The organism is Micromonospora zingiberis (assembly GCF_004331455.1).
GTDB classification, from domain to species: Bacteria; Actinomycetota; Actinomycetes; order Mycobacteriales; family Micromonosporaceae; genus Micromonospora; species Micromonospora zingiberis.
The window spans coordinates 1-25556 of sequence record NZ_SJJR01000012.1; the positions used below are offsets into that span (position 1 = coordinate 1).

Below are 25556 nucleotides of genomic sequence, written 5' to 3' on the forward strand. Positions count from 1 at the left end.
CCCGCTACCCCGTCATCCGCAAGAACGCCATCCACAAGGGCAAATAACACCCCACCCCCACACCACCACGAACACACCCACACCACACCGCCAGACCACCCTGCCCACAGAACGGTCAAAACACGAGGAAGGGGGCGCGGCCAACTGGCCGCGCCCCCTTCGCGTGGACGGCTCCCCTCAGCCGACCGCCGAACGTCCCGCCGCCTCCGACCCGTACCCCTGGGGTGTGCGCCCTTTGCTCTGCTTCACCCCACGCAATGAAAACCGGCCGAAACCGATGCGCGGGTTGAAGCAGAGCAAAGGGCGCATGGGGATGGGTATCTCCGCCGAGCGACCGCGCCAGGTCGGGGCAGCGGGCCGGAGGGGCGCGAGACCGGCGGCGCTTTGGGGTGGACGGAGGAATGCTGCGCGCGGGTGGCGGGAATGCGTACGGACGGCCTGATGTTGCTACCGGCGACCAGCTGGTGCGGCCCGATTCCGGGGCACACCGAGCCTCATGGCAGACTGGTCAATCGGCCACCGGTTCCGGTTCACGCCCCATCATCGGCGCGCAGCGGCGTGCCAGGGCGACCCGGCGACCACGACGAGAGGACCGAGGCGACATGAAGCAGAACATCCACCCGGAGTACGTGACCACCGATGTCACCTGCTCCTGCGGCAACACCTTCACCACCCGCAGCACCGCCAAGGGCGGCTCGATCCACGTCGAGACCTGCAGCGCCTGCCACCCGTTCTACACCGGCAAGCAGCGCGTCCTGGACACCGCTGGTCGGGTCGCGAAGTTCCAGCAGAAGTACGCCAAGGTTCAGGCCAAGAAGGCCAAGTAGCTCCTGGTTCGACGCCCGCGTCCGGTTCCCGCCGGGCGCGGGCGTCGTCCGTCTGTTCCGGGTTCTGCCGCCGTCGAAGGAGCGATGCACAGCATGAGCAGCGAGCGCCTGGCCAGTCTCCTCGACGAGTACGCCGAGTTGGAGAAGCGGCTGGCCGACCCCGCCATCCACGCCGACCAGGGCACCGCCCGCCGGGTGGGTCGCCGGTACGCCGAGCTGGTTCCGCTGCACAAGGCCGCCGCCGAGCTGGAGCAGGCCCGGGCGGATCTAACCGCGGCGCGGGAGCTGGCCGCCGAGGATCCGTCCTTCGCGGCCGAGGCGGAGACGATCGCGGCGCAGCTGCCCGCGCTGGAGGAGCGGCTCGCCGAGCTGCTGATCCCGCGCGATCCGCACGACGCCAAGGACGTCATCGTCGAGATCAAGGCCGGCGAGGGTGGCGAGGAGTCCGCCCTGTTCGCCGGTGATCTGCTGCGGATGTACACCCGGTACGCCGAGCGACGGGGCTGGCTCACCGAGGTGATCGACGCCCAGGACTCCGACCTCGGTGGGGTGAAGGACGTCTCGTTGGCGATCAAGAGCAAGGGCGTCCCCGAGGGCGGCAACGGCGTCTGGTCCCGGTTGAAGTGGGAGGGTGGCGTGCACCGGGTGCAGCGGGTCCCGGTCACCGAATCGCAGGGGCGCATCCACACCAGCGCCGCCGGGGTGCTGGTGCTGCCGGAGGCCGAGGAGGTCGACGTCACCATCGACCCCAACGAGCTGCGCATCGACGTCTTCCGCTCGTCCGGGCCCGGCGGCCAGTCGGTGAACACCACCGACTCGGCGGTACGGATCACCCACCTGCCCACCGGCATCGTGGTGTCCTGCCAGAACGAGAAGTCCCAGTTGCAGAACCGGGAACAGGCGATGCGGATCCTGCGGGCCCGGCTGCTCGCCGCCGCGCAGGAGCAGGCCGACGCGGCCGCCTCGGACGCCCGCAAGGCCCAGGTGCGTACGGTCGACCGGTCGGAGCGCATCCGCACCTACAACTTCCCGCAGAACCGGATCACCGATCACCGGATCGGCTACACGGCGTACAACCTCGACCTGGCGCTCGCCGGGGAGCTGGACGGCGTGCTCGACGCGCTCAGCGAGGCCGACCGGGCCGCCCGGCTGGCCGGCGACCCGGAGTTGGCCCGCCGCTGACCCGACTCAGGCGCTACGCGGGCGGACCTTCGCCTGGAGCATCTCGCGGTCGGCCGCCTCGAAGGCGGCGCCGAGGGCGTCCCGCTGACCCGGGCCGCCGGCGCCGACCTCGGCGAAGCCGATGCTGACGCCGACCGGGGTGCCGGGCACCAGCGACTCCCAGTCCTCGGTGCGTACGGCGGCGTCGATGCGGCGGCCCACCTCGGCCGCCTCGGTCATCCCCGCACCCGGCAACACCACCACGAACTCGTCGCCGCCGTAGCGGGCCACGAAGTCGCCCCGGCGCATCACCCGGTTGATCACCCCGGCGACCCGCTGGAGGACCAGGTCCCCCGAGTGGTGCCCGTGCCGGGTGTTCACCGCCTTGAAGCCGTCCAGGTCGCAGACGCCGATCACCACCCGCTCGCCACGGGAGACCACCGACGCGATGTAACGCTCCAACCGGCGCCGGTTCGGTAGCCCGGTCAACGGGTCGGTGAGTGCCTCGCCCTCGAAGCGGGCCGCCTCGCGGCGCATCTCCTCGTGGTCGATGCGGGCCGCGATGCCGTCGATGTAGACGTCGCGGAGCCGGTCGTGGCGCTGGGCGGCGAGCCGGAAGGCCAACCGGTCGGCCCGGTGGGCGCCCGCGTGGTCACCGGCCCGGCCCAGCGCGATGCTGCGCAGCCGGGCCGGTTCGGCGGCACCGAGGGTCTCGGCGGATACCTGGACGGTCTCCAGCCGGGTGACCGCCTCGATCGGCCGGCCGGCGGCGATGGCCAGGCAGACCTGACCGAGTTGGCGCATGTCGCGGGCGCGGGCGCTGTCCGCCCCGTGCCCGAGCAGCCGACCCGGTTCGGCGCCGCCGCCGGTGTCGACGACGTCGCCGAGGGCGGCCCGCCGGGCCCCGGCGTAGCCGTAGGCGGCGAGGCTGCTGGGGCGCAGCCGGTCGGCGTTGCCGGCGGCGATGAACCGGTCGAGGTCGGTGGCGATGTCCCGCAGTACGCGCAGGCAGCCGTCGCCGTCGCCGGTGTGGTCCAGGGCCACCGCGTTACGCAGCCGGATGCCCGGTGCGGCGAAGGTTTCCTCCGGAATCCCGGCGGCGTTGCCGAGTTGCCGGGCGCGTTCGATCGCGCCGAGGGCGTAGCCGTGGAAGCTCAGGTAGGAGTAGGCCATGGCCAGGTCGTGCCAGCCCCAGGCGGTGTCCCGGTCCGGGTCGTCCACCGCGCCCAGGGCCCGCGCGGCCCGCACCAGGTGGGTGACGCAGCGGTCCAGTGCGCCCTGATGGTGTGCGGCCAACGCGGCCAGCGCGTTGAGATGCCCGTGCAGGTAGGGCTCGGCCAGATCGCGTACGGCCGCGGAGGCTTCCTCGATGGCCCGGGTGTACTCGGCCGTCCGGCCCAGGTTGATCAGCGCGGAGAGGCGTTGTACCAGCGCGTCCGCGCGAGCATGCGGGTCACGGGTGGTACGCAACACCCGCTCCAGGATCGCGTACGCCTCCGCGGAGCGGCTCACCTCCTGCAACGCCCGCGCCTTCGTCAGGGCGTCAACCTGGTCCTCGACCCGGTCGAGCCAGCCCACCCGCGACCTCCTGTCGGTGTGTCGCTGGATGCACCTGCTTCTGCACGTGCACCGCGACGACTCATGATTATTGCGTGACCACCGAGCCGCAACACCCGTCCGAAGGGACGAGACGACACCGTCCGTCTCCCGTGGTGGCCGTCGCCACCCGTGACCTGGCCGCCGCCGGGGTGGCGTCGGCCCGGGCGGAGGCGGAACTGCTGGCCGCGTACGTCCTCGGGGTGTCCCGGGGCCGGCTGGCCCTCGCCGACGGCTTCACCGACGGGCAACTCGACAGTTACCGCGCGTTGGTGGACCGGCGGTCGCGGCGCGAGCCACTGCAACACCTCACCGGCACCGCCGGTTTCCGGCACCTGGAGTTGGCGGTCGGGCCGGGCGTCTTCGTACCGCGTCCGGAGACCGAGCTGCTCGCCGGCTGGGGCATCGCACAGGCCCGCGACCTGGCGGGGCCGGAGTTGCTGGTGGTGGACCTGTGCAGCGGGTCCGGGGCGGTCGCGCTGTCGGTGGCCCAGGAGGTGCCGGCCGCCCGGGTGGTGGCGGTGGAACGCTCGCCCGCCGCGTTGACCTGGTTACGGCGCAACGCGGCGGCGCGGGCCGGGGCGGGGGACCGGCCGATCGAGGTGGTCGAGGCGGACGTGACCGATCCGGCCCTGCTGGCGGAGTTGGTGGGCGAGGTCGACGTGCTGCTCTGCAACCCGCCGTACGTGCCGCAGGCGGTCGCCGTACCGCCGGAGGTGGCCGGGCACGATCCGGCAGCGGCGGTGTTCGGTGGGGCGGACGGCCTCGCCGTCATCCGGCCGGTGATCGATCGGGCGGCGGCCCTGCTGCGGCCGGGTGGGGTCCTCGGCGTGGAGCACGACGACACCCACGGCAGCGTGGTGCCGGACCTGCTCGCCGCGGACGGTCGCTACACCGCGATCACCGCGCACCAGGACCTCGCCGGCCGGGCCCGTTTCGCCACCGCGTCCCGCCGAGCGGACCGCCCGGCAGCCGGTACGGCCGGCACGTGGCAGACTGGCTCCTCGTGATGCTCTACGACTGCCGGTCGCTGGCCGACCGGGACCGCGGCATCGCTGCGGCCATCGAAGCGGTCCGCAACGGCGAGTTGGTGGTGCTGCCGACGGACACGGTCTACGGGATCGGCGCGGACGCCTTCACCCCGTACGCGGTCAAGGCGTTGCTGGACGCCAAGGATGCCCCGCACACGCCGCCGCCGGTGCTGATCGGCTCCCGGCACACCCTCGACGGCCTGGTCTACTCGCTGCCTGCGGCGGCGCGGGATCTGGTGGAGGCGTTCTGGCCGGGGGCGTTGACCATCCTGGTGCAGCACTCGGCGAGCCTGCGGTGGGATCTCGGCGACGACAGCGGTGTGGTGGCGGTGCGGATGCCGCTGCATCCGGTGGCGCTGGAGGTGCTGCGGGAGACCGGCCCGATGGCGGTCGCCTCGGCCAACAAGGCCGGCCAGCCGGCCGCGCTCACCGCCGACGAGGCGCGTGACCAACTGGCCTACTCGGTGCGGGCCTACCTGGAGGCGGGGCCGGCCCTGGATCCGGTGCCCAGCACGATCGTCGACCTGACCGGTGACGAACCGGTGCTCGTCCGGGAGGGCGCCATCGGGCTGGCCAAACTGCGCGAAGTGGTGCCGGAACTGCGCGAGAGTCAGGTGGCGTAGGTGCCTCCGTTCACCGTCCTACACGTCTGCATGGGAAACATCTGCCGCTCGCCGATGGCGGAGCGGCTGCTCGTCCTCGCCGTGCGGGAGCGGCTGTCCCGGCGCGACGTCGACCCGGCCCGAGCCGAGGAACTGCTGCACAGTCACAGCGCCGGCACCGGTGGCTGGCACGCCGGTGAGGAGATGAATCCGCCGGCCGCCCGGCAGGTGACCACCCGGGGTGGCAGCACCGCCGGGTTCGCCGCGCGCAAGCTGCGCTCCGATCACATCGACGCGGCGGATCTGGTCCTCACCGCCACCGCCGACCAGCAGGAGTACGTGGTGGCGCTGCGTCCCGACGCCGCGTCGCGCACCTTCGTGCTGGGCGAGTTCGGTCGACTGCTGGCCACGCTGGATCCGGCCGTGCTGCCGTCCGCCGAGGCCACCCCGGAGGGGGTGTACGCCCGTGGGGTGGCGCTGGTCGAGGCGGCCCACTCGGCTCGCCACGGCAACTCCCTGCTGCCCACCGACGACCTCGACGACCCGTGGGGACGCGGCGACCAGTGCTTCACCCGGGTGGCCGACGAGATCGAGGAGACGGTCCAGCCGCTCGCCACGACCCTGCTGCCCTGATCGGTGAATTTCCTCCGGATTTGGAGGAAAAGACGGCAGAAGTGGTGATTGGCGCCATTCTGGGAGGGTCCTGACGGCTCCTGCGGGGAGAGCTGATGACCCGGGCGATCCTGCCGAAAGTGTTCACCGTCCTGTTGGCCGGCACGCTGGCCGGTCTGGCGCTGGCGGTGGCGGCGCTGCCCGCCGCGCTGGTGTACGGCATCGGTTTCTCGGCGCTCTCGGCGCCGTACGCGGACCTGCCCAACACCCTTCGTACGCCACCGACCGCCCAGCGGTCCAACCTGTACGCCAAGGACGGCACCACCCTGATCACCTCCTTCTACCAGGAGGACCGGGTGGACGTACCGCTGGACGAGGTGGCGCCGGTGATGCGTCAGGCGATCATCGCCGCCGAGGACGCCCGCTTCCACGAGCACAGCGGGGTCGACCTGCGCGGCATCGTGCGGGCCTTCACCGTCAACCAGCGCGACGGTGCCACCCGGCAGGGTGCCTCCACGCTGACCATGCAGTACGTGCGCAACGTACTGAGCAACGATCCCCGGCTGAGCGAGGCGCAGCGGGCGGCGGCCACCGAGGTGAGCACCGCCCGCAAGATCCAGGAGATCCGCTACGCGCTCGCCCTGGAACGGGAGCTCACCAAGGACCAGATCCTGACCCGGTACCTCAACATCGCCTACTTCGGTGCCGGCGCGTACGGCATCGCCGCCGCCAGCAAGCGCTACTTCTCGGTCTCTCCGGCCGAGCTGACGCTGGCCCAGGCGGCGCTGCTGGCCGGGCTGGTGCGCTCGCCGAACACCGACGACCCGATCAACGGTGACGCGGACAGCGCGACCGCCCGCCGGGGGTACGTCCTGGACCGGCTGGTCGAGTCGGGCCAGGTCCCGCCCGACGTGGCGGACCGGGCCCGGGCCGAGCCGCTGAACCTGCGCCCCAGCGAGACCCCGAACGACTGCACCGCCGTGCCCGAGGGGCACAACGACTGGGGCTTCTTCTGCGACTGGTTCACCCGGTGGTGGAACGACCAGCAGGCGTTCGGCAGCAGCGTCGACGAGCGGCAGCGCACCCTGCGCCGGGGCGGCTTCACCATCGTCACCTCGCTCGACCCGGCGGTGCAGCGGGCCACCAGCGAGCAGGTACGTGGGGTCTACTCCACCGCGTCCCGGTACGCGATGCCGACCGCGGTCGTGCAACCGGGCACCGGGCGGGTGCTGGCCATGGCGGTGAACCGGACCTACAGCGTGGCGGCGAACCCGCCGGGGCAGAAGAACCACCCGAACACCGTCAACCAGCTCGTCGCCGGTGGCGGCACCATCGTCGGGTACCAGGCCGGTTCCACGTTCAAGCTGTTCACCATGCTGGCCGCGCTGGAGGCCGGGCTGCCGCTGCGTACCGAGTACGACGCCCCCTCGCGGATCGTCACCGACTACCGGGTCAGTGGCGAGGCGAGTTGTGGCGGCTACTGGTGCCCGGAGAACGCCAGCGTGTCGATGAGCGGCGAGCACGACATGTGGACCGCCTTCGGCGAGTCCGTCAACACGTACTTCGTCTGGCTCACCGAGCGGATCGGCGCCGACCGGGTGGTGGAGATGGCCGAGCGGCTCGGCATCGTCCTGCGGGCCGAGGGCGATGCTCAGCTGGCCCGGCACGGCGCACGCGAGTGGGGGCCGTTCACGCTCGGCGTGGCCGCCACCACCCCGCTGGACCTGGCCGGTGCGTACGCCACCGTGGCGGCGGAGGGGACCTGGTGCGCACCCACCCCGATCACCTCGATCACCGATGCCACCGGGCGGCGGGTCAGCGCCGGGCAGCCGGACTGCCGACAGGTGCTCGACGTCGACGTGGCCCGCGCGGCGGCGGACGCGGCCCGCTGCCCGGTCGGCGACCAGTCCATGTACCGCACCTGCGACGGCGGGACGGCCAGCGCGCTGCACCGCCAACTCGGCCGCCCGGTGGGCGGCAAGACCGGCAGTTCCGAGGGGTACGGCACGGAGACCGTGGTGGCCTTCACGCCCCAGTTGGCGGTCGCCGCGATGGCGGCCAACCCGGACGATCCCCGCGACGCGGTGGGGCCCGAGGTGCAGCGCGGGCTGGTGGACTCGGTGGGGGAGATCCTCGCCTTCGCGCTGCGGGGCCAGCCGGCGCGTGACTTCGTGCCGCCCGGCGAGGCGACGGCCCTGCGGGTCACCGGGGAACGCGCCGGCAACTGACCCACCCCGTTAGGAAGGGGCCCTTCCTATGCAAAAGGCGATAACAGGGTGCCCTTCCTTACTCGGCGCGAGCGGCGATGTTGCGGACCATTCCGCCGAAGACCAGCGCGTGGAACGGTGCCACGGCGGCCCAGTACGCGTGCCCGGCGAGGCCGTGCGGCAGGAAGACGGCGCGCTGCCGGTACCGGACCGCGCCGTCGTCGCCGCGCTGCACCCGAAGTTCCAGCCAGGCCCGGCCGGGTAGCCGCATCTCGGCGCGCAGTCGCAGCAACTCGCCCGGCACGATCTCCTCCACCCGCCAGAAGTCCAGCGCCTCGCCCACCCGCAGTTGGTGCGGGTGACGCCGACCCCGGCGTAGTCCCACCCCGCCGACCAGCCGGTCCAGCCAGCCGCGCACCGACCAGGCCAGCGGGAACGAGTACCAGCCGTGCTCGCCGCCGACGCCCTCGATGACCCGCCAGAGCGCCTCCGGTGACGCCGCCACCGCCCGTTCCCGCACGTCGGTGTACGCGGTGCCGCCGCTCCACTCGGGATCGCTGGGCAGCGGCTCGGCAGGGGCGTCCGCCCCGGCCGCGGTCGACCAGCGGGTCTCCACCTGGGCGTCGCGGACCTTGGCCAGGGCCAGCTCGACGGCCCGGTCGAAGCCGGTCGGCCCGCCCGGCGGGTCGGGCAGGTAGGCCGCGATGTCGTGTTCGTGGGCGATCGCCTCGTGGATCAGGCTGGCCACCAGCGGCCGAGCCAGCGCGTTGGGTACCGGGGTGACCAGCCCGACCCAGTACGACGAGAGCGTGGGCGTCAGCGGGCGTACCGGCAGCAGCAGCCGGCGGGGCAGCCCGGCGACCCGGGCGTAGCGCTGCATCATCTCGCCGAAGGTGAGCACGTCCGGGCCGGCGATGTCGAAGCCCCGGTTGACCTCGGCCGGCAGGCCCGCGCTGCCGACCAGGTAGTGCAGCACGTCCCGTACCGCGATCGGCTGGATCCGGTTGCTGACCCAACGCGGGGTGACCATCACCGGCAGCCGCTCGGTCAGGTGGCGCAGCATCTCGAACGACGCCGAGCCGGAACCGATGATCACCGCCGCCCGCAGGACCGCCGTCGGTACCCCGCTGTCCAGCAGGATCCGCCCCACCTCGCGGCGCGAGCGCAGGTGCGCCGACGGGGCCGGGTCGTCCGGCGCGGGCTCCGGCCCGCCCAGGTAGACGATCCGGCGTACGCCGGCCGCCCGGGCCGCCGCCGCGAAGTTCCGGGCGGCCTGCCGGTCGGCGGCCTCGAAGCCGGCCTGCCCGAGCGAGTGCACCAGGTAGTAGGCCACGTCGACGCCGTCGAGCGCGGCGGGCAGCGTCTCCGGCCGGCTCAGGTCCGCCTCGGCGATTTCCACCTGCCCGGCCCAGGGCACGTCGCGTAGCCGCCCGGCCCGCCGGGCCAGGCACCGTACGTCGTGTCCGGCGGCGAGCAGACGGGGCGCCAGGCGCCCACCGATGTAACCCGTCGCGCCGGTGACCAGGCATCTCACGTTCCCCAGTCTGCGGCCCAATAGACTCTGGCGCTGTGGAGACCGCGACAGGCACCTTCTGGGGGCCGGACTTCGAGCAGCTGAGCACCGGCGATCCCGAGATCGCGGAGGTGGTGCTCGGCGAACTCGACCGGCTGCGTACCGGCTTGCAACTGATCGCCAGCGAGAACCTCACCTCACCGGCGGTGCTGGCCGCGCTGGGCTCCACGCTGACCAACAAGTACGCCGAGGGCTACCCGGGACGGCGGTACTACGGCGGCTGCGCGCAGGTGGACCGGGCCGAGGAGATCGGCATCGCCCGGGCGAAGGACCTGTTCGTCGCCGAGCACGCCAACCTCCAGCCGCACTCCGGGGCGAGCGCCAACCTGGCCGCGTACGCCGCGCTGGTGCAGCCGGGTGACACGGTGCTGGCGATGGAACTGCCGCACGGCGGGCACCTGACGCACGGCAGCCGGGTCAACTTCTCCGGCAAGTGGTTCCACACCGTCGGCTACACGGTCCGGCGGGACACCGAGCTGATCGACTACGACGAGGTACGCGACCTCGCCCTGGCCCACCGACCCAAGATGATCATCTGCGGCGCGACGGCGTACCCGCGACTGATCGACTTCGCCCTGTTCCGGGAGATCGCCGACGCGGTCGGCGCGTACCTGATGGTGGACGCGGCGCACTTCATCGGGCTGGTCGCCGGCCAGGCCATCCCGTCGCCGGTGCCGTACGCCGACGTGGTCTGCGCCACCACGCACAAGGTGCTGCGCGGACCCCGCGGCGGCATGATCCTCTGCCGGGAGTCGCTGGCCGAGCGGATCGACAAGGCGGTCTTCCCGTTCACCCAGGGTGGCCCGCTGATGCACGCCGTCGCGGCCAAGGCGGTCGCGTTGCGCGAGGCGGCCCAGCCGGAATACCGGCGCTACGCCGCGCAGGTGGTGGCCAACGCACAGGCGCTGGCCGACGGGCTGGCCGCCGAGGGGATGCGGCCGGTCTCCGGCGGCACCGACACCCACCTGGCGCTGATCGACCTTCAGGAGACCGGGGTGACCGGGGCCGAGGCCGAGGCGCGGTGCGACGCGGCGACCATCACGCTGAACAAGAACGCCATCCCGTACGACCCGCGTAAGCCGATGGTCGCCTCCGGCATCCGGGTGGGCACCCCGAGCGTCACCACCCAGGGCCTGACGGAACCACAGATGCGGCAGGTAGCGGAGTTGATCGCCCGAGCGGTACGCGCCGATCCGGCGGCCCCGGGCGGGGCCGACGAACTGGCCCGGGTCGCCGCCGACGTGGCCGAGCTGGCCGCCGAGTACCCGGCGTACCCCCGATGACCGCCTCCGGCGCCGGTGAGCCCGGCGTACCTCCGGTGCGCCCTGCCGATGACGGTGGGCCCGACGGGCCTCCGGTGAGCGCCGGTGCGTCCGGCGGATCTGCGGTGGGCGCCGCCGGTGGGGCGGCCGGGGTGTTCCCGAAGGCCGCGCCGCGGGCGGGGGAGCCCGGGGCGATCCGGGCCCGGCTGCCGCACCTGCGCCTGCCGCTGCTCGCCTGCGCGGCGCTGGCCGCGGTCGTGGTACCCGGCGCGGCCTGGCTGCGCGGCCCGACCGACGCGGCCGGGGTGGCCGCCGGCATCGTCCTGGTGATCGTCAGCTACCTCATCTCCAGCATCTCGGTGGCCTGGGCCGACGCGGTGGACCCGAAGCTGATCATGTCGGTGGGGTTGGCCACCTACGTGATGAAGGTGGTCATCCTGGGGGTGGTGATGATCGCGGTCGCGGCGACCGGCTGGCCCGGCCTGCCGGCGATGGGGGTGGCGATCATCGCGGCCGTGGTGGTGTGGACCGGAGCCCACCTGACCTGGGCTTTGCGCACGCCCCTGCCCACTGTGCAGCGTTCGGTCGAGCACTGACCGTACGGATGGCGTTTCCCGGGCGTTTCGTCGTCCTGTCTGGCTGGCCGGACAGGAGTACTCTGACCCGAGGCCTACCCGCCGGCACCCGTCGCCCGCACGCTGCTCGCAGTGTGGGGGGTGCCGCACACTCGCGAAACACTCGGCTGATAGTGTTCGCCTCGTCATGGCCGACAACCCACACCACAAGAGCCCCGGCGAGTACTCGTCCAAGGGCGCGGCGGGAGCCGTACTCGGCTACCTGTTCGCCGGCATCGTGGTGTGGGGGTTCCTCGGCTGGTTGGCGGGGGAGTTTCTGGGCCTGCCGACCGGCATCGGGATCGCCGTGGGCATGATGCTCGGCGCAGCCGGAGCGATCTACCTGATCATGAAGAGGCTCAGTGCCTGAGTGCCGGCACGCGCGGGTCTGTCGAGTGCGGAGGATGACACGGTGAGCGGACAGTTGGTCGCCGCAGAGGGCCTTCCCTGGCCCCCCAGAGTCGGAGACTTCTACCCGCCGGATCTCGCCGGCCCGTGGGTCACGAAGTTCACGCTGATGGTCTGGCTGGCCGTCGGGATTCTGATCATCTTCTTCATGGTCGCCTACCGGAACCCGAAGCTGGTGCCGAGCAAGGGCCAGTGGGTGGCGGAGTCGATCTACGGCCTGGTGCGGGACAACATCGCCCGGGAACAGATGGGCAAGGACGGGATCAAGTTCGCCCCGTACTTCACCGTGCTGTTCTGCTTCATCGCGCTGACCAACCTCTTCGGGATCACCCCCGGGTTGCAGATCTCGCCGAACTCGCACATCGCCTTCCCGATCGTGCTCGCCCTGGTCTCCTTCGTGTTGTACATCTACGCGGGCGTCCGCAAGCACGGTCTGGGTCAGTACCTCAAGCAGAGCCTGATCCTGCCGGGCGTGCCGTGGCCGATGCACATCCTGCTGATTCCGATCGAGTTTCTGCAGACGTTCATCGTCCGGCCGTTCACGCTGGCGGTGCGTCTCTTCGCCAACATGTTCGCCGGCCACCTGATCCTGCTGGTCTTCACCGTCGGTGGCTTCGTGATGCTCGCCTCGGACAGCCTCTTCATCCAGGTGTCCTCGGTTGCCGCGTTCCTGATGGCGATCCTGATGGCCTTCTTCGAGGTGCTCGTCTCGCTGCTGCAGGCGTACGTCTTCGTGATCCTGTCCGCCAACTACATCGGCAGCTCGCTGGCAGACGAGCACTGACCCACAGACCCGGCGGGCCGCCCGGCCCGACCAAGCTTCCGGCATGACCGCGTACGCGTGAACCTCACGCGTCTACTAGGAGGAATACCAGCGATGTACGTTACTGCCGCCGTCGAGGGCAGCGTCAACACCATTGGCTACGGCCTCGCCGCCATCGGTGGTGCCATCGGTGTCGCCATCATCTTCTCGGCCTACATCCAGGCCAGCGCCCGCCAGCCGGAGTCGGCCGGCTACAACCGCACCTGGCTGATCCTGGGCTTCGCCATGGCCGAGGCGCTCGCGCTGTTCGGCCTGGTGCTCGCGTTCGCAGTCGGCGGCTGACGCGCCGCACTCCTCGACCCGGAGGTCTGACATGAAACTCGCCGCCGAAGGCGTGGAGCACCACCCGCTCGTGCCGATCTGGCAGGAGCTCGTCATCGGGTCGATCGCCTTCGCCCTGCTCTGCTTCGTCCTGCTGAAGTTCGTCATGCCGCGCATGGAGACGATGTACCAGGCGCGGGTCGACGCGATCGAGGGTGGCCTCAAGCGTGCCGAGGCTGCTCAGGCCGAGGCCAACCAACTGCTGGAGCAGTACCGGGCCCAGCTCGCCGAGGTGCGTACCGAGGCGGCCCAGATTCGGGACGACGCTCGCGCCGACGCCGAGTCGATCCGTACCGAAATCCTGGCCAAGGCCCGGGAGGAGTCCGACCGGATCATCACCGCCGGCCGGGAGTCGCTGGCCGTGGAGCGGCAGACCATCGTGCGCGAGCTGCGCGCGGAGGTCGGTGGCCTCGCGGTCGACCTGGCCAGCCGGATCGTGGGCGAGTCGCTCGCCGACGAGGCCCGCCGTAAGGGCACCGTCGAGCGGTTCCTCACCGATCTTGAGAGCGCGGGGGCCCGCTGATGCAGGCCGCCAGCCGGGAGTCCTACGCCGCCGCCCGCACGCGGCTGGAGGAGTACGTCTCCGGCGCCGAACCGTCGGCGGTCGCCACTACCGGCGCCGAACTGCTCGCCGTGGCGGACCTGCTGCGGCGGGAGGTCCGGCTGCGCCGGGCGCTCTCCGACCCGGCCCGCGAGGGCGCGGATCGGGCCGGGCTGCTGACCTCGGTGCTCTCCGGCAAGGTCGGCGCGGACACGCTCGACCTGCTCGGCACGCTGGTCGCCGGCCGGTGGTCGGCGCCGTCGGAGTTGCTCGACGGTGCCGAGCGCCTCGGCGTACAGGCGCTGCTCGGCAGCGCCGACCGGGCCGGCGAGCTGAGCGAGGTCGAGGACGAGCTGTTCCGCTTCGGCCAGGTGGTCGCCGCGGACCCGCAGCTGTCCAACGCCCTGTCCGACTCGAACGCGCCGGTGGCGCAGCGGGCCGAGCTGGTCGGGATGCTCCTGACGGGCAAGGCCCGGCCGGCGACGGTGCGACTGGTCGAGGCGGGCCTGGCCGGCTTCGGCGGTCGGACGTTCTCCGCCGCGCTGTCCCAGTTGGTGGAGTTGGCGGCCGAGCGGCGTGACCGGCAGGTCGCGTACGTGACCGTCGCGGCACCGCTCACCGAGGACGAGGAACGCCGGCTGGGAGACCAGCTCTCGGCCATCTACGGCCGGGCGGTCGCCGTGAAGCTTACGGTTGACCCGACGATCCTCGGCGGAGCGAGCGTCCGGGTGGGTTCGGACCTGTACGACGGGACGATCCTGCGCCGCCTCAACGAGACCCGTAACGCGCTCGCAAAGCGCTGACCAGCACCCCGCGAAGCGCCCGGAGCAACAGTCGACCCGAGGACCGGTCGGTACTAGGTATCCCGGGCCCCTGATATTTAAGGAAGCAGAGGATGGCCGAGCTGACCATCTCGACGGAGGAGATTCGCGGCGCCCTGGAGCGCTATGTCTCCTCCTACTCGCCCGACGTCTCCCGTGAGGAGGTCGGCACCGTCGCCGACACCGGCGACGGCATCGCCCACGTCGAGGGCCTGCCCTCGACCATGACCAACGAGCTGCTGGAGTTCGAGGACGGCACGCTCGGCGTGGCGCTGAACCTCGACGTCCGGGAGATCGGTGTCGTCGTCCTCGGCGACTACAGCGGCCTTGAGGAGGGGCAGCGCGTCAAGCGCACCGGCCGGGTGCTCTCGGTGCCGGTCGGCGACGCCTTCCTCGGCCGCGTGGTGAACGCGCTCGGCCAGCCGATCGACGGCCTCGGCGAGATCGCCGACGAGGGCTACCGCGAGCTGGAGCTCCAGGCTCCGAACGTGATGGCCCGGCAGTCGGTGTCCGAGCCGCTGCAGACCGGAATCAAGGCCATCGACGCGATGACCCCGATCGGTCGGGGCCAGCGGCAGCTGATCATCGGTGACCGGAAGACCGGCAAGACCACGGTCGCCCTGGACGCCATCCTCAACCAGCGGGAGAACTGGGCCTCCGGCGACCCGAAGAAGCAGGTCCGCTGCATCTACGTCGCGATCGGCCAGAAGGCCTCCACCATCGCCTCCATCAAGGGCCAGCTGGAGGAGGCGGGCGCGATGGAGTACACCACCATCGTCGCCTCCCCGGCGTCGGACCCGGCCGGCTTCAAGTACCTCGCCCCGTACACCGGCTCGTCCATCGGGCAGCACTGGATGTACGGCGGCAAGCACGTTCTGATCGTCTTCGACGACCTGAGCAAGCAGGCCGAGGCGTACCGGGCCGTGTCGCTGCTGCTGCGTCGCCCGCCGGGCCGTGAGGCGTACCCGGGTGACGTCTTCTACCTGCACTCCCGGCTGCTGGAGCGCTGCGCGAAGCTCTCCGACGAGATGGGCGGCGGCTCGATGACCGGCCTGCCGATCATCGAGACGAAGGCCAACGACATCTCGGCCTTCATCCCGACCAACGTCATCTCGATCACCGACGGCCAGATCTTCCTGGAGACGGACCTGTTCAACCAGGGCGTCCGGCCGGCGATCAACGTCGGTACCTCGGTCTCCCGGGTCGGCGGCGCCGCGCAGGTGAAGCCGATGAAGAAGGTCTCCGGTTCGCTGCGGCTGAACCTGGCCCAGTTCCGTGAGCTGGAGGCGTTCGCCGCCTTCGCCTCCGACCTGGACAAGGCCTCCCGGGCCCAGCTCGACCGTGGTGCCCGGCTGGTGGAGCTGCTCAAGCAGCAGAACTACTCGCCGTACCCGGTGCAGGACGAGATCGTCTCGGTCTGGGCCGGCACCGAGGGCAAGCTGGACGACGTCCCGGTCGGCGACGTGCGGCGCTTCGAGACCCAGTTCCTGGAGCACCTGCGGCGCAAGCACAGCGCCACCCTGCAGGCGATCGCGGACAACAAGTGGGACGACGAGATCATCGCCGCCCTCGACGCCGCGGTCACCGAGTTCAAGCAGGGCTTCCTCGGCCGCGAGGACGAGCGCACGGTCAACGAGGCGCCGGCGGAGCCGCTGGAGGGCGAGTCCGAGCACGAGACGGTCACCCGCTACAGCGGCGGTGCTCCGGCCGAGAAGCGTTAGGGTCGGGCCATGGCGGCGCAGGTACGTGTTCTTCGTCAACGCATTCGCTCGGCGAAGGGGATGAAGAAGATCACCAAGGCGATGGAGCTCGTGGCGACGAGCCGGATCGCCAAGGCCCAGGCCCGGGTGGAGGCGTCCCTGCCGTACGCCCGAGCCATCACCGGCGTGCTCACGGCGCTGGCGTCCAACGCGCGGATCGACCACCCGATGCTGACCCCGCGCGAGCGGGTGCGGCGGGCGGGCGTGTTGCTGGTAACCGCCGACCGGGGTCTGGCCGGCGGTTACAGCTCCAACGCCATCAGGACGGCGGAGTCGCTGGTCGCGCGCCTCCAGGCCGACGGCAAGGAGCCGGTGCTCTACGTCATCGGGCGCAAGGGTGTGTCGTTCTACCGCTTCCGCAACCGGCCGATCGAGGCCAGTTGGACGGGCTTCTCGGAGCAGCCGTCGTTCAACGACGCCCGCGAGGTCGGTGAGACGCTGATCAAGGCGTTCGTCGCCGGCGCGGACGACGAAGAGGGCGGTCCGGGGGCGGACGGCGTGCACGGGGTGGACGAGTTGCACATCGTCTACACCGAGTTCAAGTCGCTGATGACCCAGAATCCGGTCACCCGGATCATCGGTCCGTTGCAGGTCGAGGAGCGGCCCCGCTCGGAGGCGGCGCCCGGCGTGCTGCCGGACTACGACTTCGAGCCGGACCCGGAGGCGCTGCTCGACGCGCTGCTGCCGAAGTACATCAACACGCGGATCTACGCGGCGTTGCTGGAGTCGGCGGCCAGCGAGTCGGCGGCCCGTCGGCGGGCGATGAAGAGCGCCACCGACAACGCCGAAGAGATGATCGACAAGTACACGCGTGAGATGAACTCGGCCCGCCAGGCCGGGATCACCCAGGAGATCAGTGAGATCGTCGGCGGCGCTAACGCGCTGGCCGCGTCGGGAAGTGAAGTGTGATGACTGCCCCAGTAGAGACCAAGACGGCCACGGGTCGCGTGGTCCGGGTCATCGGCCCGGTCGTCGACGCCGAGTTCCCGCGCGACGCCATGCCGGACCTGTTCAACGCGCTGCACGTGGACGTGAACCTTTCCGGCGGCGAGAAGACGCTGACCCTGGAGGTCGCCCAGCACCTGGGTGACAACCTGGTCCGGGCGATCTCGATGCAGCCCACCGACGGCCTGATTCGTGGTGCCGAGGTGCGCGACACCGCCTTCCCGATCCGGGTGCCGGTCGGTGACGCGGTCAAGGGCCACGTCTTCAACGCCATCGGCGAGTGCCTCAACCTCACCGAGGGCGAGACCATTCAGGCCGACGACCAGTGGGGCATCCACCGCAAGGCCCCGGCCTTCGCGGACCTGGAGCCGAAGACCGAGATGCTGGAGACCGGCATCAAGGTCATCGACCTGCTCGCCCCGTACGTCAAGGGCGGCAAGATCGGTCTGTTCGGTGGTGCCGGCGTGGGCAAGACGGTGCTCATCCAGGAGATGATCACCCGGGTTGCCCGTAACTTCGGTGGTACCTCGGTCTTCGCCGGCGTGGGTGAGCGCACCCGTGAGGGCAACGACCTCATCCACGAGATGACCGACTCCGGCGTCATCGACAAGACCGCGCTGGTCTTCGGCCAGATGGACGAGCCGCCGGGCACCCGGCTGCGGGTCGCCCTCTCCGCGCTCACCATGGCGGAGTACTTCCGGGACGTGAAGAAGCAGGAGGTGCTGCTCTTCATCGACAACATCTTCCGCTTCACCCAGGCCGGTTCCGAGGTCTCCACCCTGCTCGGCCGGATGCCGAGCGCGGTGGGTTACCAGCCGACCCTGGCCGACGAGATGGGCGAGCTCCAGGAGCGGATCACCTCCGTCCGGGGCCAGGCCATCACCTCGATGCAGGCGATCTACGTGCCGGCGGACGACTACACCGACCCCGCCCCGGCCACCACCTTCGCCCACCTGGACGCGACCACCAACCTGGAGCGGTCGATCTCCGACAAGGGCATCTACCCGGCGGTGGACCCGCTGGCGTCCTCGTCGCGGATCCTGGCCCCCGAGTTCGTCGGCCAGGAGCACTTCCAGGTGGCCAGCGAGGTCAAGCGGATCCTCCAGCGCTACAAGGACCTGCAGGACATCATCGCCATCCTCGGCATCGAGGAGCTCTCCGAGGAAGACAAGATCACGGTCCAGCGGGCCCGGCGGATCGAGCGCTTCCTGTCGCAGAACACCTACGCGGCGGAGCAGTTCACCGGTGTGCCGGGCTCGACGGTCCCGATCAAGGAGACCATCGAGGCGTTCCGGAAGATCAGCGAGGGCGAGTACGACCACTTCCCCGAGCAGGCGTTCTTCATGTGCGGTGGGCTCGACGACCTGGAGAAGAAGGCCGCCGAGCTGATGAAGGGCTGACCGCCCGTCGGTGAGAACGAAATAGGCCGCCCCGGTTAACGCCGGGGCGGCCTTTCGTTCACCTTTGGGACGTACCATCTCCGCTGCCCGGTTTACCGTGGTCGGCGATCGCGGCGTCCCCGAGATACCGTCTAGCCACGCTCATGCGCCGATGAGCGGTGATCGTATTCAACCATTCGGATGCGCGTACCCGTATCCCTGTAGGGGACGCGACGAACGGAGATGCCCGTGGGTAAGGCCGGCAGACGCGGCAAGCGTGGTGGACGGTCGTCCGTCTGGCGTGGGGTGCCGGGCTGGGCCAGGTTCTGCACCATCTTCGGTGTCGTACTGATGATGCTCAGCGGGACGTCGCTGGTCGGCGCCGAGGCGTTGATGGCCCGCTACGAGGGCGCGATCGGCAAGGCGGACCTCTTCGGCGACCAGGCCGCCGGTGCCAGCGAACCCAAGAGCGACATCAAGGGGCCGCTGAACATCCTGCTGGTCGGCATCGACCCGGTCCGGGACGACCGCCCGCCGCTGAGCGACGCCATCATGGTCCTGCACGTGCCGAAGGAGATGGACCGGGCGTACCTCTTCTCGCTGCCACGGGACCTCTACGTCGACATCCCCGCCTTCCCCAAGGCGAACTTCAACGGCACCACCACCAAGCTGAACGCGGCGATGTCGTTCGGCAGCCGGGTGCCCAACGGGAAGCCGGACCCGGCACGCGGCTTCGAACTGCTCGCCCAGACCGTCCAGCAGGTGACCGGGATCGAGCGCTTCGACGCTGGCGCGATCGTCAACTTCTCGGGCTTCCAGAAGATCGTCGACGCCATGGGCGGCGTCACCATGAACATCGAGCGGGAGGTCCGCTCCGAGCACCGCGAGCCGGACGGCACGCACCGCAAGGGCAACCCCAACGGCGAGGGCTACATCGGGCCGCAGGCGGTCTACCCGAAGGGCAAGCAGGAGCTGGAGGGCTGGCAGGCGCTGGACTACGTCCGCCAGCGGTACCCGAAGAACGGCGTACCCGACGGCGACTACGGCCGGCAGCGGCACCAGCAGCAGTTCGTCAAGGCGATGGCCGGCCAGGCGCTCAGCGCCGACGTGGTGACCAACCCGGTGAAGCTGGACCGGGTGCTTCGCGCGGCCGGCGAGTCGTTGATCTTCAGCGGCCGGGGACACAGCGTGATCGACTTCGGCCTGGCGCTCAAGGACATCCGCCCCGGCAACATCCAGATGATCAAGCTGCCGGGTGGTGGCGTCTTCGACAACGGCAGATATCTCGGCGAGCGGTTCGATCCCGAGGTGGAAGACTTCTTCGTGGCGCTGGAGCGGGAACTACTCGACCCGTTCCTCCTCGAACATCCCAAGCTGGTCAACAAGAGCTGACCAGTGGTGTAGGTCTCGGCACCCGCATGAAGAAGACGTCCGGGCCGCGACTAGACTTTCCCCAATCCGCCGCCTCAGCAAGGAGACAGCGTGGCAGAGCAGCTCAACGTCCAGCTCGTGGCCGTCGAGGAAAAGGTCTGGTCCGGCAAGGCCGAAATGGTCAGCGCCCGGACGACCGAAGGTGAGCTGGGTGTGCTGCCGGGGCACGCGCCCCTGCTCGGCCAGCTCGCCGAGCCCGGCCAGGTACGCATCAAGCTTCCCGGTGGCGAGCAGGTCACGTACGACGTGTCCGGCGGCTTCGTCTCGGTGAGCGGGCAGGGCGTCACCGTACTGGCCGAGAGCGCCGCCCCGGCCTCCGCCGCCTCCGGTAACTGAGCCGACCCGCCGATGGAGATCGTGGAAGGGATCGGAATCGGCATCGCCGTGATCCTCGGCGCGATCCTGTTCCTCTTCATCCGGCGGGCACTGGTCACCCGAAGCGGAGGCATCATCCGGCTCAGCGTCCGGACCTCCACCATGCTCGACGGCCGTGGCTGGTCACCCGGTTTCGGCCGGTTCGTCGGTGACGAACTCCGCTGGTACCGGATGTTCAGTTTCGCCGTACGCCCCAAGCGGGTGCTCTCCCGCGAAGGGCTGAACGTGGAGCGACGGCGGCTGCCGGAAGGGCAGGAACGAATGTCCATGCCGGCAGACTGGATCATTCTCCGCTGTACCAGTCGACACGCTCCGGTCGAGATCGCCATGGCACGATCCACCGTCACCGGATTCCTATCCTGGCTTGAGGCCGCCCCTCCGGGGGCGGTCTCGCCACGTGTGGCCTCCCAGGACTGGCCCGCCGCCTGAGATCCCGCTGATCCCCCCTCACCCTCACCTCACCCTCACCTTGTCCGGTCGCGGCCGGTCTGTCCGGTTCGGTGATCGACTCCGTTACGGCGGAACTGCGGTGTCGCGTACGCCCGGATGGCGCCATTACGCCGAAACGGTGCCGATCAACCGCTCGCCTGACCCGGAATGGATGGGTGGCGGGGGTCGTTGAAGACTCGTGAACGGCGGAGGAAGACGCCCGCCGAGTTCGGTGGACGGGGCGGACCCGGAATGATGGTCAGCCCATCGCCGTTACACATGGTCCGGCGCCGCGAAGCGGCCCCTGCCCCGCGCGCTGGACTTCCCTGAACCCTTGAGCGCCTGACGGTGCTTGCGTGCCCGAGCCGACCCCCATCGGCGGGTGCGCCAACCCCCGAATGGAGCTTGTCATGAACACGATCTTCCGTAAGAGCGTGCTTGGTGTTGCTGGTCTGGCCTTCGCCGGTGGCGTGTTCGCCGGTCCGGTCGCCGCCCACGCCGACGTGACCCCGGTCCGGGGTACTGCGGTGGCGGTGCAGGCGGACAAGCCGGACACGAGCAAGTTGATTCCGCATGGTGTGCAGGGCGCCCAGTCCCGCATCGACCTCGACGACGAGCAGGTCGCGAGCGCGAAGGCGATCATCGCGGCGACGAAGAAGGCCGGTATGGACGAGCGTGCCGCCGTGGTCGCGATCGCCACCTCGTTGCAGGAGTCGAAGCTGGAGAACCTGGGCCATTTGGGTGACCGTAACGACCACGACTCGCAGGGCCTGTTCCAGCAGCGCCCGTCGTCGGGTTGGGGCACGGTGGAGCAGATCACCGATCCTGAGTACTCGACCCTGGCGTTCCTGAAGGGCCTGAAGCAGGTCGACGGCTGGCAGGACATGCCGCTGACCGAGGCCGCGCAGACGGTGCAGGTGTCGGCGTACCCCGACCACTACGCCCAGTGGGAGCAGCAGGCCGCTGACCTGGTCGCCCAGTACTGGAACAGCTGACCCGACAGACGTTCCTCTACAGCGGGAGTAAGAAGCGATTGGCCGGCACCCGAACCCGGGGTGCCGGCCAACGCCGTCTCGGCCAACGCCGTCTCGGCCAACGCCGTCTCGGCCAACGCCGTCTCGGCCAACGCCGTCTCGGCCAACGCCGTCTCCGCCCAGCACCCCCAGCCTGCCCTGGGCTCGGCTCCGCCTGGCCCTGCCGTGCGCGGCCGGGCTCTGCTCTGCGCTGCCCTGCCTGCTTGCCCTACGCGAACCTGCGGCCCTGTGCCTTGCCCGGGCCGGGGTGTTAATAGGGGACCCTTCCTCTACCTCAGGCGTTAATAAGGTGCCCTTCCTTGCACCTAACCTGGCGGGTTTGCCGAGGCGACGAGCTCGATCTCGTAGCCGTGGCCGTTCGCCAGGTAGGCCGCGTAGGTGTCGGGGCCACCGGCGTACGGGTGACGGTCCGGAAAGAGCAGTTGCCAGCCGTACGCCGGAGCTTCGGCGACCAGCTGGTCCACGGCGGCGGGTGAGCCGGCGTGGAAGGCCAGGTGGTTGAGCCCGGGTGCGAGTCGGTCGTGGTGCCGGCCGGACAGCGCGGGTGACTCCTCGAAAACCAGGTACGTGGGGCCGAGCCGCCAGGAACGACCAGCCGGCCACTCCTGGTACGGGGTCCAGCCCAGTTTTCCGAGCAGCCAGCCCCAACTGTGCATTGCTGCGCCCAGGTCGGGTACCCAGACCTCCACGTGGTGCAGTGCTCCGACCGTCACCGGCCTCCGCCCGGGACCCACAGCACGTCTCCGTCCGGATTTGCCCTTCTTGACAGGATAAAGAGCAGATCCGAAAGCCGGTTGAGATACTTTGCCGGGAGACGGCTGGTCCGGTCGGGGTCGTGTGCGACGAGGGCCCACGCCGACCGCTCGGCGCGCCGGGCGATCGTCCGCGCCACGTGCAGCAGTGCCGCGCCCGCGGTGCCGCCGGGGAGGATGAAGGAGTCGAGCTTGCTCAGGCGCGCGTTGTATTCGTCGCACCAGCCCTCAAGGCGCTCGACGTACTCCTCCGTCACCCGCAGCGGCGGGTACTTGGGGTCCGGTTCGACCGGCGTGGACAGGTCGGCTCCCACGTCGAACAGGTCGTTCTGGATCTGCCCGAGCACCGAACGCAGGTCGTCGTCGAGCTGTCCCAGGGCGAGTGCCACGCCGATCGCCGCATTGCACTCGTCGACGTCGGCGTACGCCCAGATTCGCGGGTCTGTCTTCGACACCTGCTCGTTGTTGCTCAACCTGGTCATGCCGGCGTCGCCGGCCTTGGTGTAGATGCGCGTGAGGTGGACGGCCATGACGCACAGCCTACGGATACCGGACCTGACCATCCCGACGCGCCCGGAGACGGGTACGGGCTGGTCCGCCGGGGTCGGACCGGGTGACGCGGGCGACCCGGCGGTATCCGACGTCGATGTCATCCGGGTCCACGGCGCGGCCCGACTCGCCGGCACGGTGCACGTGGTCGGCGCGAAGAACTCGGCGCTGAAGTTGATGGCTGCCGCGTTGCTCGCCCCGGGCCGGAGCGTGATCACCAATGTGCCCCGGATTACCGACATCGCCATCATGGGTGAGGTGCTGCGCCGACTCGGCTGCGGCGTACGGTTCGACGCGGACGACCCGGTGGATCCGATGGTCGCGGTCGGTGGGGTGGCCCGGTCCCGCTCGGTCACCATCGACGTACCGGAGCAGCCGGGCGTGGAGGCCGACTACGACCTGGTTCGTCGGCTGCGCGCGTCGATCTGCGTACTCGGCCCGCTGCTGGCTCGGCGTGGGTACGTGCGGGTGGCCCACCCGGGCGGCGACGCGATCGGCTCGCGCGGGCTGGACATGCACATCTCCGGGCTGACCCGGATGGGCGCCGACATTTCCGGTGAGCACGGCTTCGTGATCGCCTCGGCGCCGGACGGCCTGCACGGCGCGGAGATCACCCTGGATTTTCCCAGCGTCGGGGCGACCGAGAACCTGCTCATGGCGGCGGTGCTGGCCGACGGCACCACCGTGATCGAGAACGCGGCCCGTGAGCCGGAGATCGTGGACATCTGCACCATGCTCATCCGGATGGGCGCGCTGATCGACGGTGAGGGTACGTCCACCATCACCGTCACCGGCGTACCCCGGCTGCAACCGGTCCGGCACGCGACGGTGGGGGACCGGATCGTCGCCGGGACCTGGGCCTTCGGTGCGGCGATGACCCGCGGGGACGTCACCGTCACCGGCCTCGACCCGACCTACCTGGAGATCGCGCTGGACAAGGTGGTCGCGGCCGGTGGGCTGGTGGAGACAAGGGCGGACGCCTTCCGGGTACGGATGGACGAGCGGCCCCGTTCGGTCGACGTGGTGACCCTGCCGTATCCGGGCTTCGCCACCGACCTGCTGCCGATGGCGATCGGGATGGCCGCGCTCAGCGACGGCGCCTCCCTGATCACCGAGAACATCTTCGACGGCCGGTTCATGTTCGCCAACGAGATGATGCGACTCGGTGCCGACATCAAGACCGATGGGCACCACGCGGTGGTACGCGGCCGTGAGCGGCTCTCCGGCGCCCCGGTACGCGCCACCGACATCCGGGCCGGCGCCGGGTTGATCATTGCCGGGCTGTGTGCCGACGGGGTGACCGAGGTGTCCCACGTGCACCACGTGGACCGGGGCTACCCCGACTTCGTCGCCGACCTGCGGGCGCTCGGCATCGAGGTGGAGCGGGCCACCGCGCCGGAGGAACCCGAACTGACCATCTGAGCCGCCTTAGCTGTCGTTCAGGCTCGCGACTAGGGTGCAGGCAGACACTCAAATCGCAGCGAGGGAGAGACAGATGGCGGGTCGACTCGCGGTCGTCGGTGCCGGGCTGATGGGCTCGGGGATCGCCCAGGTGGCGGCGCAGGCAGGCTGGCAGGTGACGTTGCGGGACCTGGACGACGCGGCGACCCGGCGCGGCGTGGACGGCATCCGTAAGTCGCTGGAGAGGTTCGCGGAGAAGGGGAAGATCTCCACCGACGACGTCGAGGCGGCGCTCGGACGGATCACCCCCACCACCGAGCTGGAAGCGGCAGCGGACGCGGACATCGTGGTCGAGGCGGTCTTCGAGAAGCTGGAGATCAAGCACGAGGTGTTCCGGGTGCTGGACAAGGTCTGCAAGGCGGACGCGATCCTGGCCACCAACACCTCCGCCATTCCGGTGACCCAGATCGCGGCGGTCACCGAACGGCCCGAGGCGGTCGTCGGCACCCACTTCTTCTCGCCGGTGCCGATGATGAAGCTCTGTGAGTTGGTCCGTGGCTACAAGACCAGCGACGCCACCCTCGACGCGGCCAAGTCGTTCGCTGAGGAGATCGGCAAGACCGTCGTGGTGGTCAACCGGGACATCGCCGGCTTCGTCACCACCCGACTGATCTGCGCCCTGGCCATGGAGGCGGTCAAACTGGTCGAGGCGGGCGTCATCTCCGCCGAGGATCTGGACACCGCCTGCAAGCTCGGCTTCGGGCACGCCATGGGTCCCCTCGCCACCATCGACCTGACCGGCGTCGACGTGCTGCTCAACGCCACCCGCAACATCTACACCGACACCGCCGACGAGAAGTTCTTCCCGCCGGAGCTGCTCCAGCGGATGGCCACCGCCGGCGACCTGGGCCGCAAGACCGGCCAAGGCTTCTACTCCTACTGACGGTGTAAGGAAGGGCACCTTAGAGCGACCGGCAATAGGCCGACGCGTCCTGATAGCCAGCCCGCCACCCTGGGCGGGGAAGATCTTGGTACGAATCTGCCCCTTGAGGGGCGCACTCGTACCAAGATTTCGGATGCCTTGGCGTGGCAGCGAGCCTGC

At 70.4% G+C, this 25556-nt stretch carries 26 protein-coding genes; 22 read left to right on the forward strand and 4 right to left on the reverse strand.

What is annotated here, in order from left to right; translation table 11 throughout:
• The first annotated feature begins 602 nt into the window (after nucleotides 1–602).
• The gene (rpmE, locus tag E0H26_RS18015) at nucleotides 603–827 is read left to right on the forward strand and encodes a 50S ribosomal protein L31 (RefSeq protein ID WP_131305033.1); all 225 of its coding nucleotides are present in this window, start codon (nucleotides 603–605) and stop codon (nucleotides 825–827) included.
• Nucleotides 828–920: 93 nt separating this feature from the next.
• Entirely contained in the window at nucleotides 921–2009 is a 1089-nt protein-coding gene (prfA, locus tag E0H26_RS18020; RefSeq protein ID WP_131305035.1) for a peptide chain release factor 1, read from the forward strand.
• Nucleotides 2010–2015: 6 nt separating this feature from the next.
• Here the strand turns inward: prfA and E0H26_RS18025 are convergent, their stop codons facing one another.
• A complete protein-coding gene (locus E0H26_RS18025) occupies nucleotides 2016–3566 on the reverse strand; it encodes a GGDEF domain-containing protein (protein ID WP_131305037.1) in 1551 nt (516 codons plus the stop codon).
• A gap of 74 nt (nucleotides 3567–3640) precedes the next feature.
• Here E0H26_RS18025 and prmC point away from each other — a divergent pair, with 74 nt between their 5' ends.
• The 4 genes from prmC to E0H26_RS18045 all read left to right on the forward strand — a co-directional run bounded on the left by prmC (nucleotide 3641) and on the right by E0H26_RS18045 (nucleotide 8057).
• A complete protein-coding gene (gene prmC / locus E0H26_RS18030; RefSeq protein WP_131305039.1) occupies nucleotides 3641–4594 on the forward strand; it encodes a peptide chain release factor N(5)-glutamine methyltransferase in 954 nt (317 codons plus the stop codon).
• A complete protein-coding gene (locus tag E0H26_RS18035; RefSeq protein WP_131305331.1) occupies nucleotides 4594–5238 on the forward strand; it encodes an L-threonylcarbamoyladenylate synthase in 645 nt (214 codons plus the stop codon). Before prmC ends, E0H26_RS18035 begins: the two co-directional genes overlap by 1 nt.
• Nucleotides 5239–5850 (forward strand): arsenate reductase/protein-tyrosine-phosphatase family protein, encoded by a 612-nt coding sequence (locus E0H26_RS18040; protein WP_131305041.1) that lies wholly within the window; start codon nucleotides 5239–5241, stop codon nucleotides 5848–5850. It begins immediately after the preceding gene.
• A 95-nt stretch (nucleotides 5851–5945) separates the two neighbouring features.
• On the forward strand, nucleotides 5946–8057 hold the full coding sequence (locus E0H26_RS18045; RefSeq protein ID WP_131305043.1) for a transglycosylase domain-containing protein: 2112 nt from the start codon (nucleotides 5946–5948) through the stop codon (nucleotides 8055–8057).
• Nucleotides 8058–8115: 58 nt separating this feature from the next.
• On the opposite strand, the gene E0H26_RS18050 is transcribed toward E0H26_RS18045, so the two are convergent.
• Complete coding sequence (locus E0H26_RS18050) at nucleotides 8116–9570, reverse strand: SDR family oxidoreductase (RefSeq protein ID WP_131305045.1); 1455 nt, start codon at nucleotides 9568–9570, stop codon at nucleotides 8116–8118.
• A 35-nt stretch (nucleotides 9571–9605) separates the two neighbouring features.
• Between E0H26_RS18050 and E0H26_RS18055 the strand changes: the two genes are divergently transcribed.
• The 14 genes from E0H26_RS18055 to E0H26_RS18120 all read left to right on the forward strand — a co-directional run bounded on the left by E0H26_RS18055 (nucleotide 9606) and on the right by E0H26_RS18120 (nucleotide 21713).
• Nucleotides 9606–10892: a serine hydroxymethyltransferase gene (locus E0H26_RS18055; RefSeq protein WP_131305047.1), complete on the forward strand. Its 1287-nt coding sequence runs from the start codon at nucleotides 9606–9608 to the stop codon at nucleotides 10890–10892.
• A gap of 104 nt (nucleotides 10893–10996) precedes the next feature.
• Complete coding sequence (locus E0H26_RS18060; protein ID WP_131305333.1) at nucleotides 10997–11467, forward strand: hypothetical protein; 471 nt, start codon at nucleotides 10997–10999, stop codon at nucleotides 11465–11467.
• A gap of 166 nt (nucleotides 11468–11633) precedes the next feature.
• Nucleotides 11634–11855, forward strand: coding sequence for a hypothetical protein (locus E0H26_RS18065; protein WP_131305049.1), 222 nt, complete (start codon nucleotides 11634–11636; stop codon nucleotides 11853–11855).
• Nucleotides 11856–12677 (forward strand): F0F1 ATP synthase subunit A, encoded by an 822-nt coding sequence (atpB, locus tag E0H26_RS18070; RefSeq protein WP_131305051.1) that lies wholly within the window; start codon nucleotides 11856–11858, stop codon nucleotides 12675–12677.
• Between the two features lie 93 nt (nucleotides 12678–12770).
• The gene (locus E0H26_RS18075; RefSeq protein ID WP_131305053.1) at nucleotides 12771–12998 is read left to right on the forward strand and encodes an ATP synthase subunit c family protein; all 228 of its coding nucleotides are present in this window, start codon (nucleotides 12771–12773) and stop codon (nucleotides 12996–12998) included.
• Between the two features lie 31 nt (nucleotides 12999–13029).
• Nucleotides 13030–13560 (forward strand): F0F1 ATP synthase subunit B, encoded by a 531-nt coding sequence (locus E0H26_RS18080; protein WP_131305055.1) that lies wholly within the window; start codon nucleotides 13030–13032, stop codon nucleotides 13558–13560.
• Nucleotides 13560–14381, forward strand: a complete 822-nt coding sequence (locus E0H26_RS18085; RefSeq protein WP_131305057.1) for a F0F1 ATP synthase subunit delta — start codon at nucleotides 13560–13562, stop codon at nucleotides 14379–14381. The genes E0H26_RS18080 and E0H26_RS18085 overlap by 1 nt, the downstream gene beginning before the upstream one ends.
• Before the next feature lie 92 nt (nucleotides 14382–14473).
• Nucleotides 14474–16120: a F0F1 ATP synthase subunit alpha gene (gene atpA, locus E0H26_RS18090; protein ID WP_131305059.1), complete on the forward strand. Its 1647-nt coding sequence runs from the start codon at nucleotides 14474–14476 to the stop codon at nucleotides 16118–16120.
• Nucleotides 16121–16129: 9 nt separating this feature from the next.
• Nucleotides 16130–17068 carry a F0F1 ATP synthase subunit gamma gene (locus E0H26_RS18095; protein WP_131305061.1) on the forward strand — a complete coding sequence of 313 codons (939 nt, stop codon included), beginning with the start codon at nucleotides 16130–16132 and terminating at the stop codon, nucleotides 17066–17068.
• On the forward strand, nucleotides 17068–18504 hold the full coding sequence (atpD, locus tag E0H26_RS18100) for a F0F1 ATP synthase subunit beta (protein ID WP_131305062.1): 1437 nt from the start codon (nucleotides 17068–17070) through the stop codon (nucleotides 18502–18504). Before E0H26_RS18095 ends, atpD begins: the two co-directional genes overlap by 1 nt.
• Before the next feature lie 222 nt (nucleotides 18505–18726).
• On the forward strand, nucleotides 18727–19875 hold the full coding sequence (locus E0H26_RS18105; protein WP_131305063.1) for an LCP family protein: 1149 nt from the start codon (nucleotides 18727–18729) through the stop codon (nucleotides 19873–19875).
• A 90-nt stretch (nucleotides 19876–19965) separates the two neighbouring features.
• Nucleotides 19966–20250, forward strand: a complete 285-nt coding sequence (locus tag E0H26_RS18110; RefSeq protein ID WP_131305064.1) for a F0F1 ATP synthase subunit epsilon — start codon at nucleotides 19966–19968, stop codon at nucleotides 20248–20250.
• 12 nt (nucleotides 20251–20262) lie between these two features.
• Nucleotides 20263–20718: a DUF2550 domain-containing protein gene (locus E0H26_RS18115; protein ID WP_131305065.1), complete on the forward strand. Its 456-nt coding sequence runs from the start codon at nucleotides 20263–20265 to the stop codon at nucleotides 20716–20718.
• A gap of 410 nt (nucleotides 20719–21128) precedes the next feature.
• Nucleotides 21129–21713 (forward strand): hypothetical protein, encoded by a 585-nt coding sequence (locus E0H26_RS18120; protein WP_131305066.1) that lies wholly within the window; start codon nucleotides 21129–21131, stop codon nucleotides 21711–21713.
• Between the two features lie 344 nt (nucleotides 21714–22057).
• On the opposite strand, the gene E0H26_RS18125 is transcribed toward E0H26_RS18120, so the two are convergent.
• Nucleotides 22058–22465 (reverse strand): VOC family protein, encoded by a 408-nt coding sequence (locus tag E0H26_RS18125; RefSeq protein WP_206025219.1) that lies wholly within the window; start codon nucleotides 22463–22465, stop codon nucleotides 22058–22060.
• A complete protein-coding gene (locus tag E0H26_RS18130; protein WP_131305069.1) occupies nucleotides 22462–23034 on the reverse strand; it encodes a cob(I)yrinic acid a,c-diamide adenosyltransferase in 573 nt (190 codons plus the stop codon). Before E0H26_RS18130 ends, E0H26_RS18125 begins: the two co-directional genes overlap by 4 nt.
• On the opposite strand from E0H26_RS18130, the gene murA reads away from it, so the two are divergent.
• Together murA and E0H26_RS18140 are read left to right on the forward strand one after the other, a co-directional pair.
• The gene (gene murA / locus E0H26_RS18135) at nucleotides 23033–24475 is read left to right on the forward strand and encodes a UDP-N-acetylglucosamine 1-carboxyvinyltransferase (protein ID WP_131305071.1); all 1443 of its coding nucleotides are present in this window, start codon (nucleotides 23033–23035) and stop codon (nucleotides 24473–24475) included. The two genes, E0H26_RS18130 and murA, sit on opposite strands and share 2 nt — an antisense overlap.
• A gap of 73 nt (nucleotides 24476–24548) precedes the next feature.
• Nucleotides 24549–25397: a 3-hydroxyacyl-CoA dehydrogenase family protein gene (locus tag E0H26_RS18140; protein WP_131305073.1), complete on the forward strand. Its 849-nt coding sequence runs from the start codon at nucleotides 24549–24551 to the stop codon at nucleotides 25395–25397.
• Nucleotides 25398–25556 lie beyond the last annotated feature (159 nt).

Coding starts and splice junctions, on each gene's coding strand:
- rpmE (WP_131305033.1), top strand. CDS start 603: ATGAAGCAGAACATCCACCCGGAGTACGTGACCACCGATGTCACCTGC.
- prfA (WP_131305035.1), top strand. CDS start 921: ATGAGCAGCGAGCGCCTGGCCAGTCTCCTCGACGAGTACGCCGAGTTG.
- E0H26_RS18035 (WP_131305331.1), top strand. CDS start 4,594: ATGCTCTACGACTGCCGGTCGCTGGCCGACCGGGACCGCGGCATCGCT.
- E0H26_RS18045 (WP_131305043.1), top strand. CDS start 5,946: ATGACCCGGGCGATCCTGCCGAAAGTGTTCACCGTCCTGTTGGCCGGC.
- E0H26_RS18065 (WP_131305049.1), top strand. CDS start 11,634: ATGGCCGACAACCCACACCACAAGAGCCCCGGCGAGTACTCGTCCAAG.
- E0H26_RS18075 (WP_131305053.1), top strand. CDS start 12,771: ATGTACGTTACTGCCGCCGTCGAGGGCAGCGTCAACACCATTGGCTAC.
- E0H26_RS18080 (WP_131305055.1), top strand. CDS start 13,030: ATGAAACTCGCCGCCGAAGGCGTGGAGCACCACCCGCTCGTGCCGATC.
- E0H26_RS18085 (WP_131305057.1), top strand. CDS start 13,560: ATGCAGGCCGCCAGCCGGGAGTCCTACGCCGCCGCCCGCACGCGGCTG.
- atpA (WP_131305059.1), top strand. CDS start 14,474: ATGGCCGAGCTGACCATCTCGACGGAGGAGATTCGCGGCGCCCTGGAG.
- E0H26_RS18095 (WP_131305061.1), top strand. CDS start 16,130: ATGGCGGCGCAGGTACGTGTTCTTCGTCAACGCATTCGCTCGGCGAAG.
- atpD (WP_131305062.1), top strand. CDS start 17,068: ATGACTGCCCCAGTAGAGACCAAGACGGCCACGGGTCGCGTGGTCCGG.
- E0H26_RS18105 (WP_131305063.1), top strand. CDS start 18,727: ATGCCCGTGGGTAAGGCCGGCAGACGCGGCAAGCGTGGTGGACGGTCG.
- E0H26_RS18115 (WP_131305065.1), top strand. CDS start 20,263: ATGGAGATCGTGGAAGGGATCGGAATCGGCATCGCCGTGATCCTCGGC.
- E0H26_RS18120 (WP_131305066.1), top strand. CDS start 21,129: ATGAACACGATCTTCCGTAAGAGCGTGCTTGGTGTTGCTGGTCTGGCC.
- murA (WP_131305071.1), top strand. CDS start 23,033: ATGACGCACAGCCTACGGATACCGGACCTGACCATCCCGACGCGCCCG.
- E0H26_RS18130 (WP_131305069.1), bottom strand. CDS start 23,034: ATGGCCGTCCACCTCACGCGCATCTACACCAAGGCCGGCGACGCCGGC.
- E0H26_RS18140 (WP_131305073.1), top strand. CDS start 24,549: ATGGCGGGTCGACTCGCGGTCGTCGGTGCCGGGCTGATGGGCTCGGGG.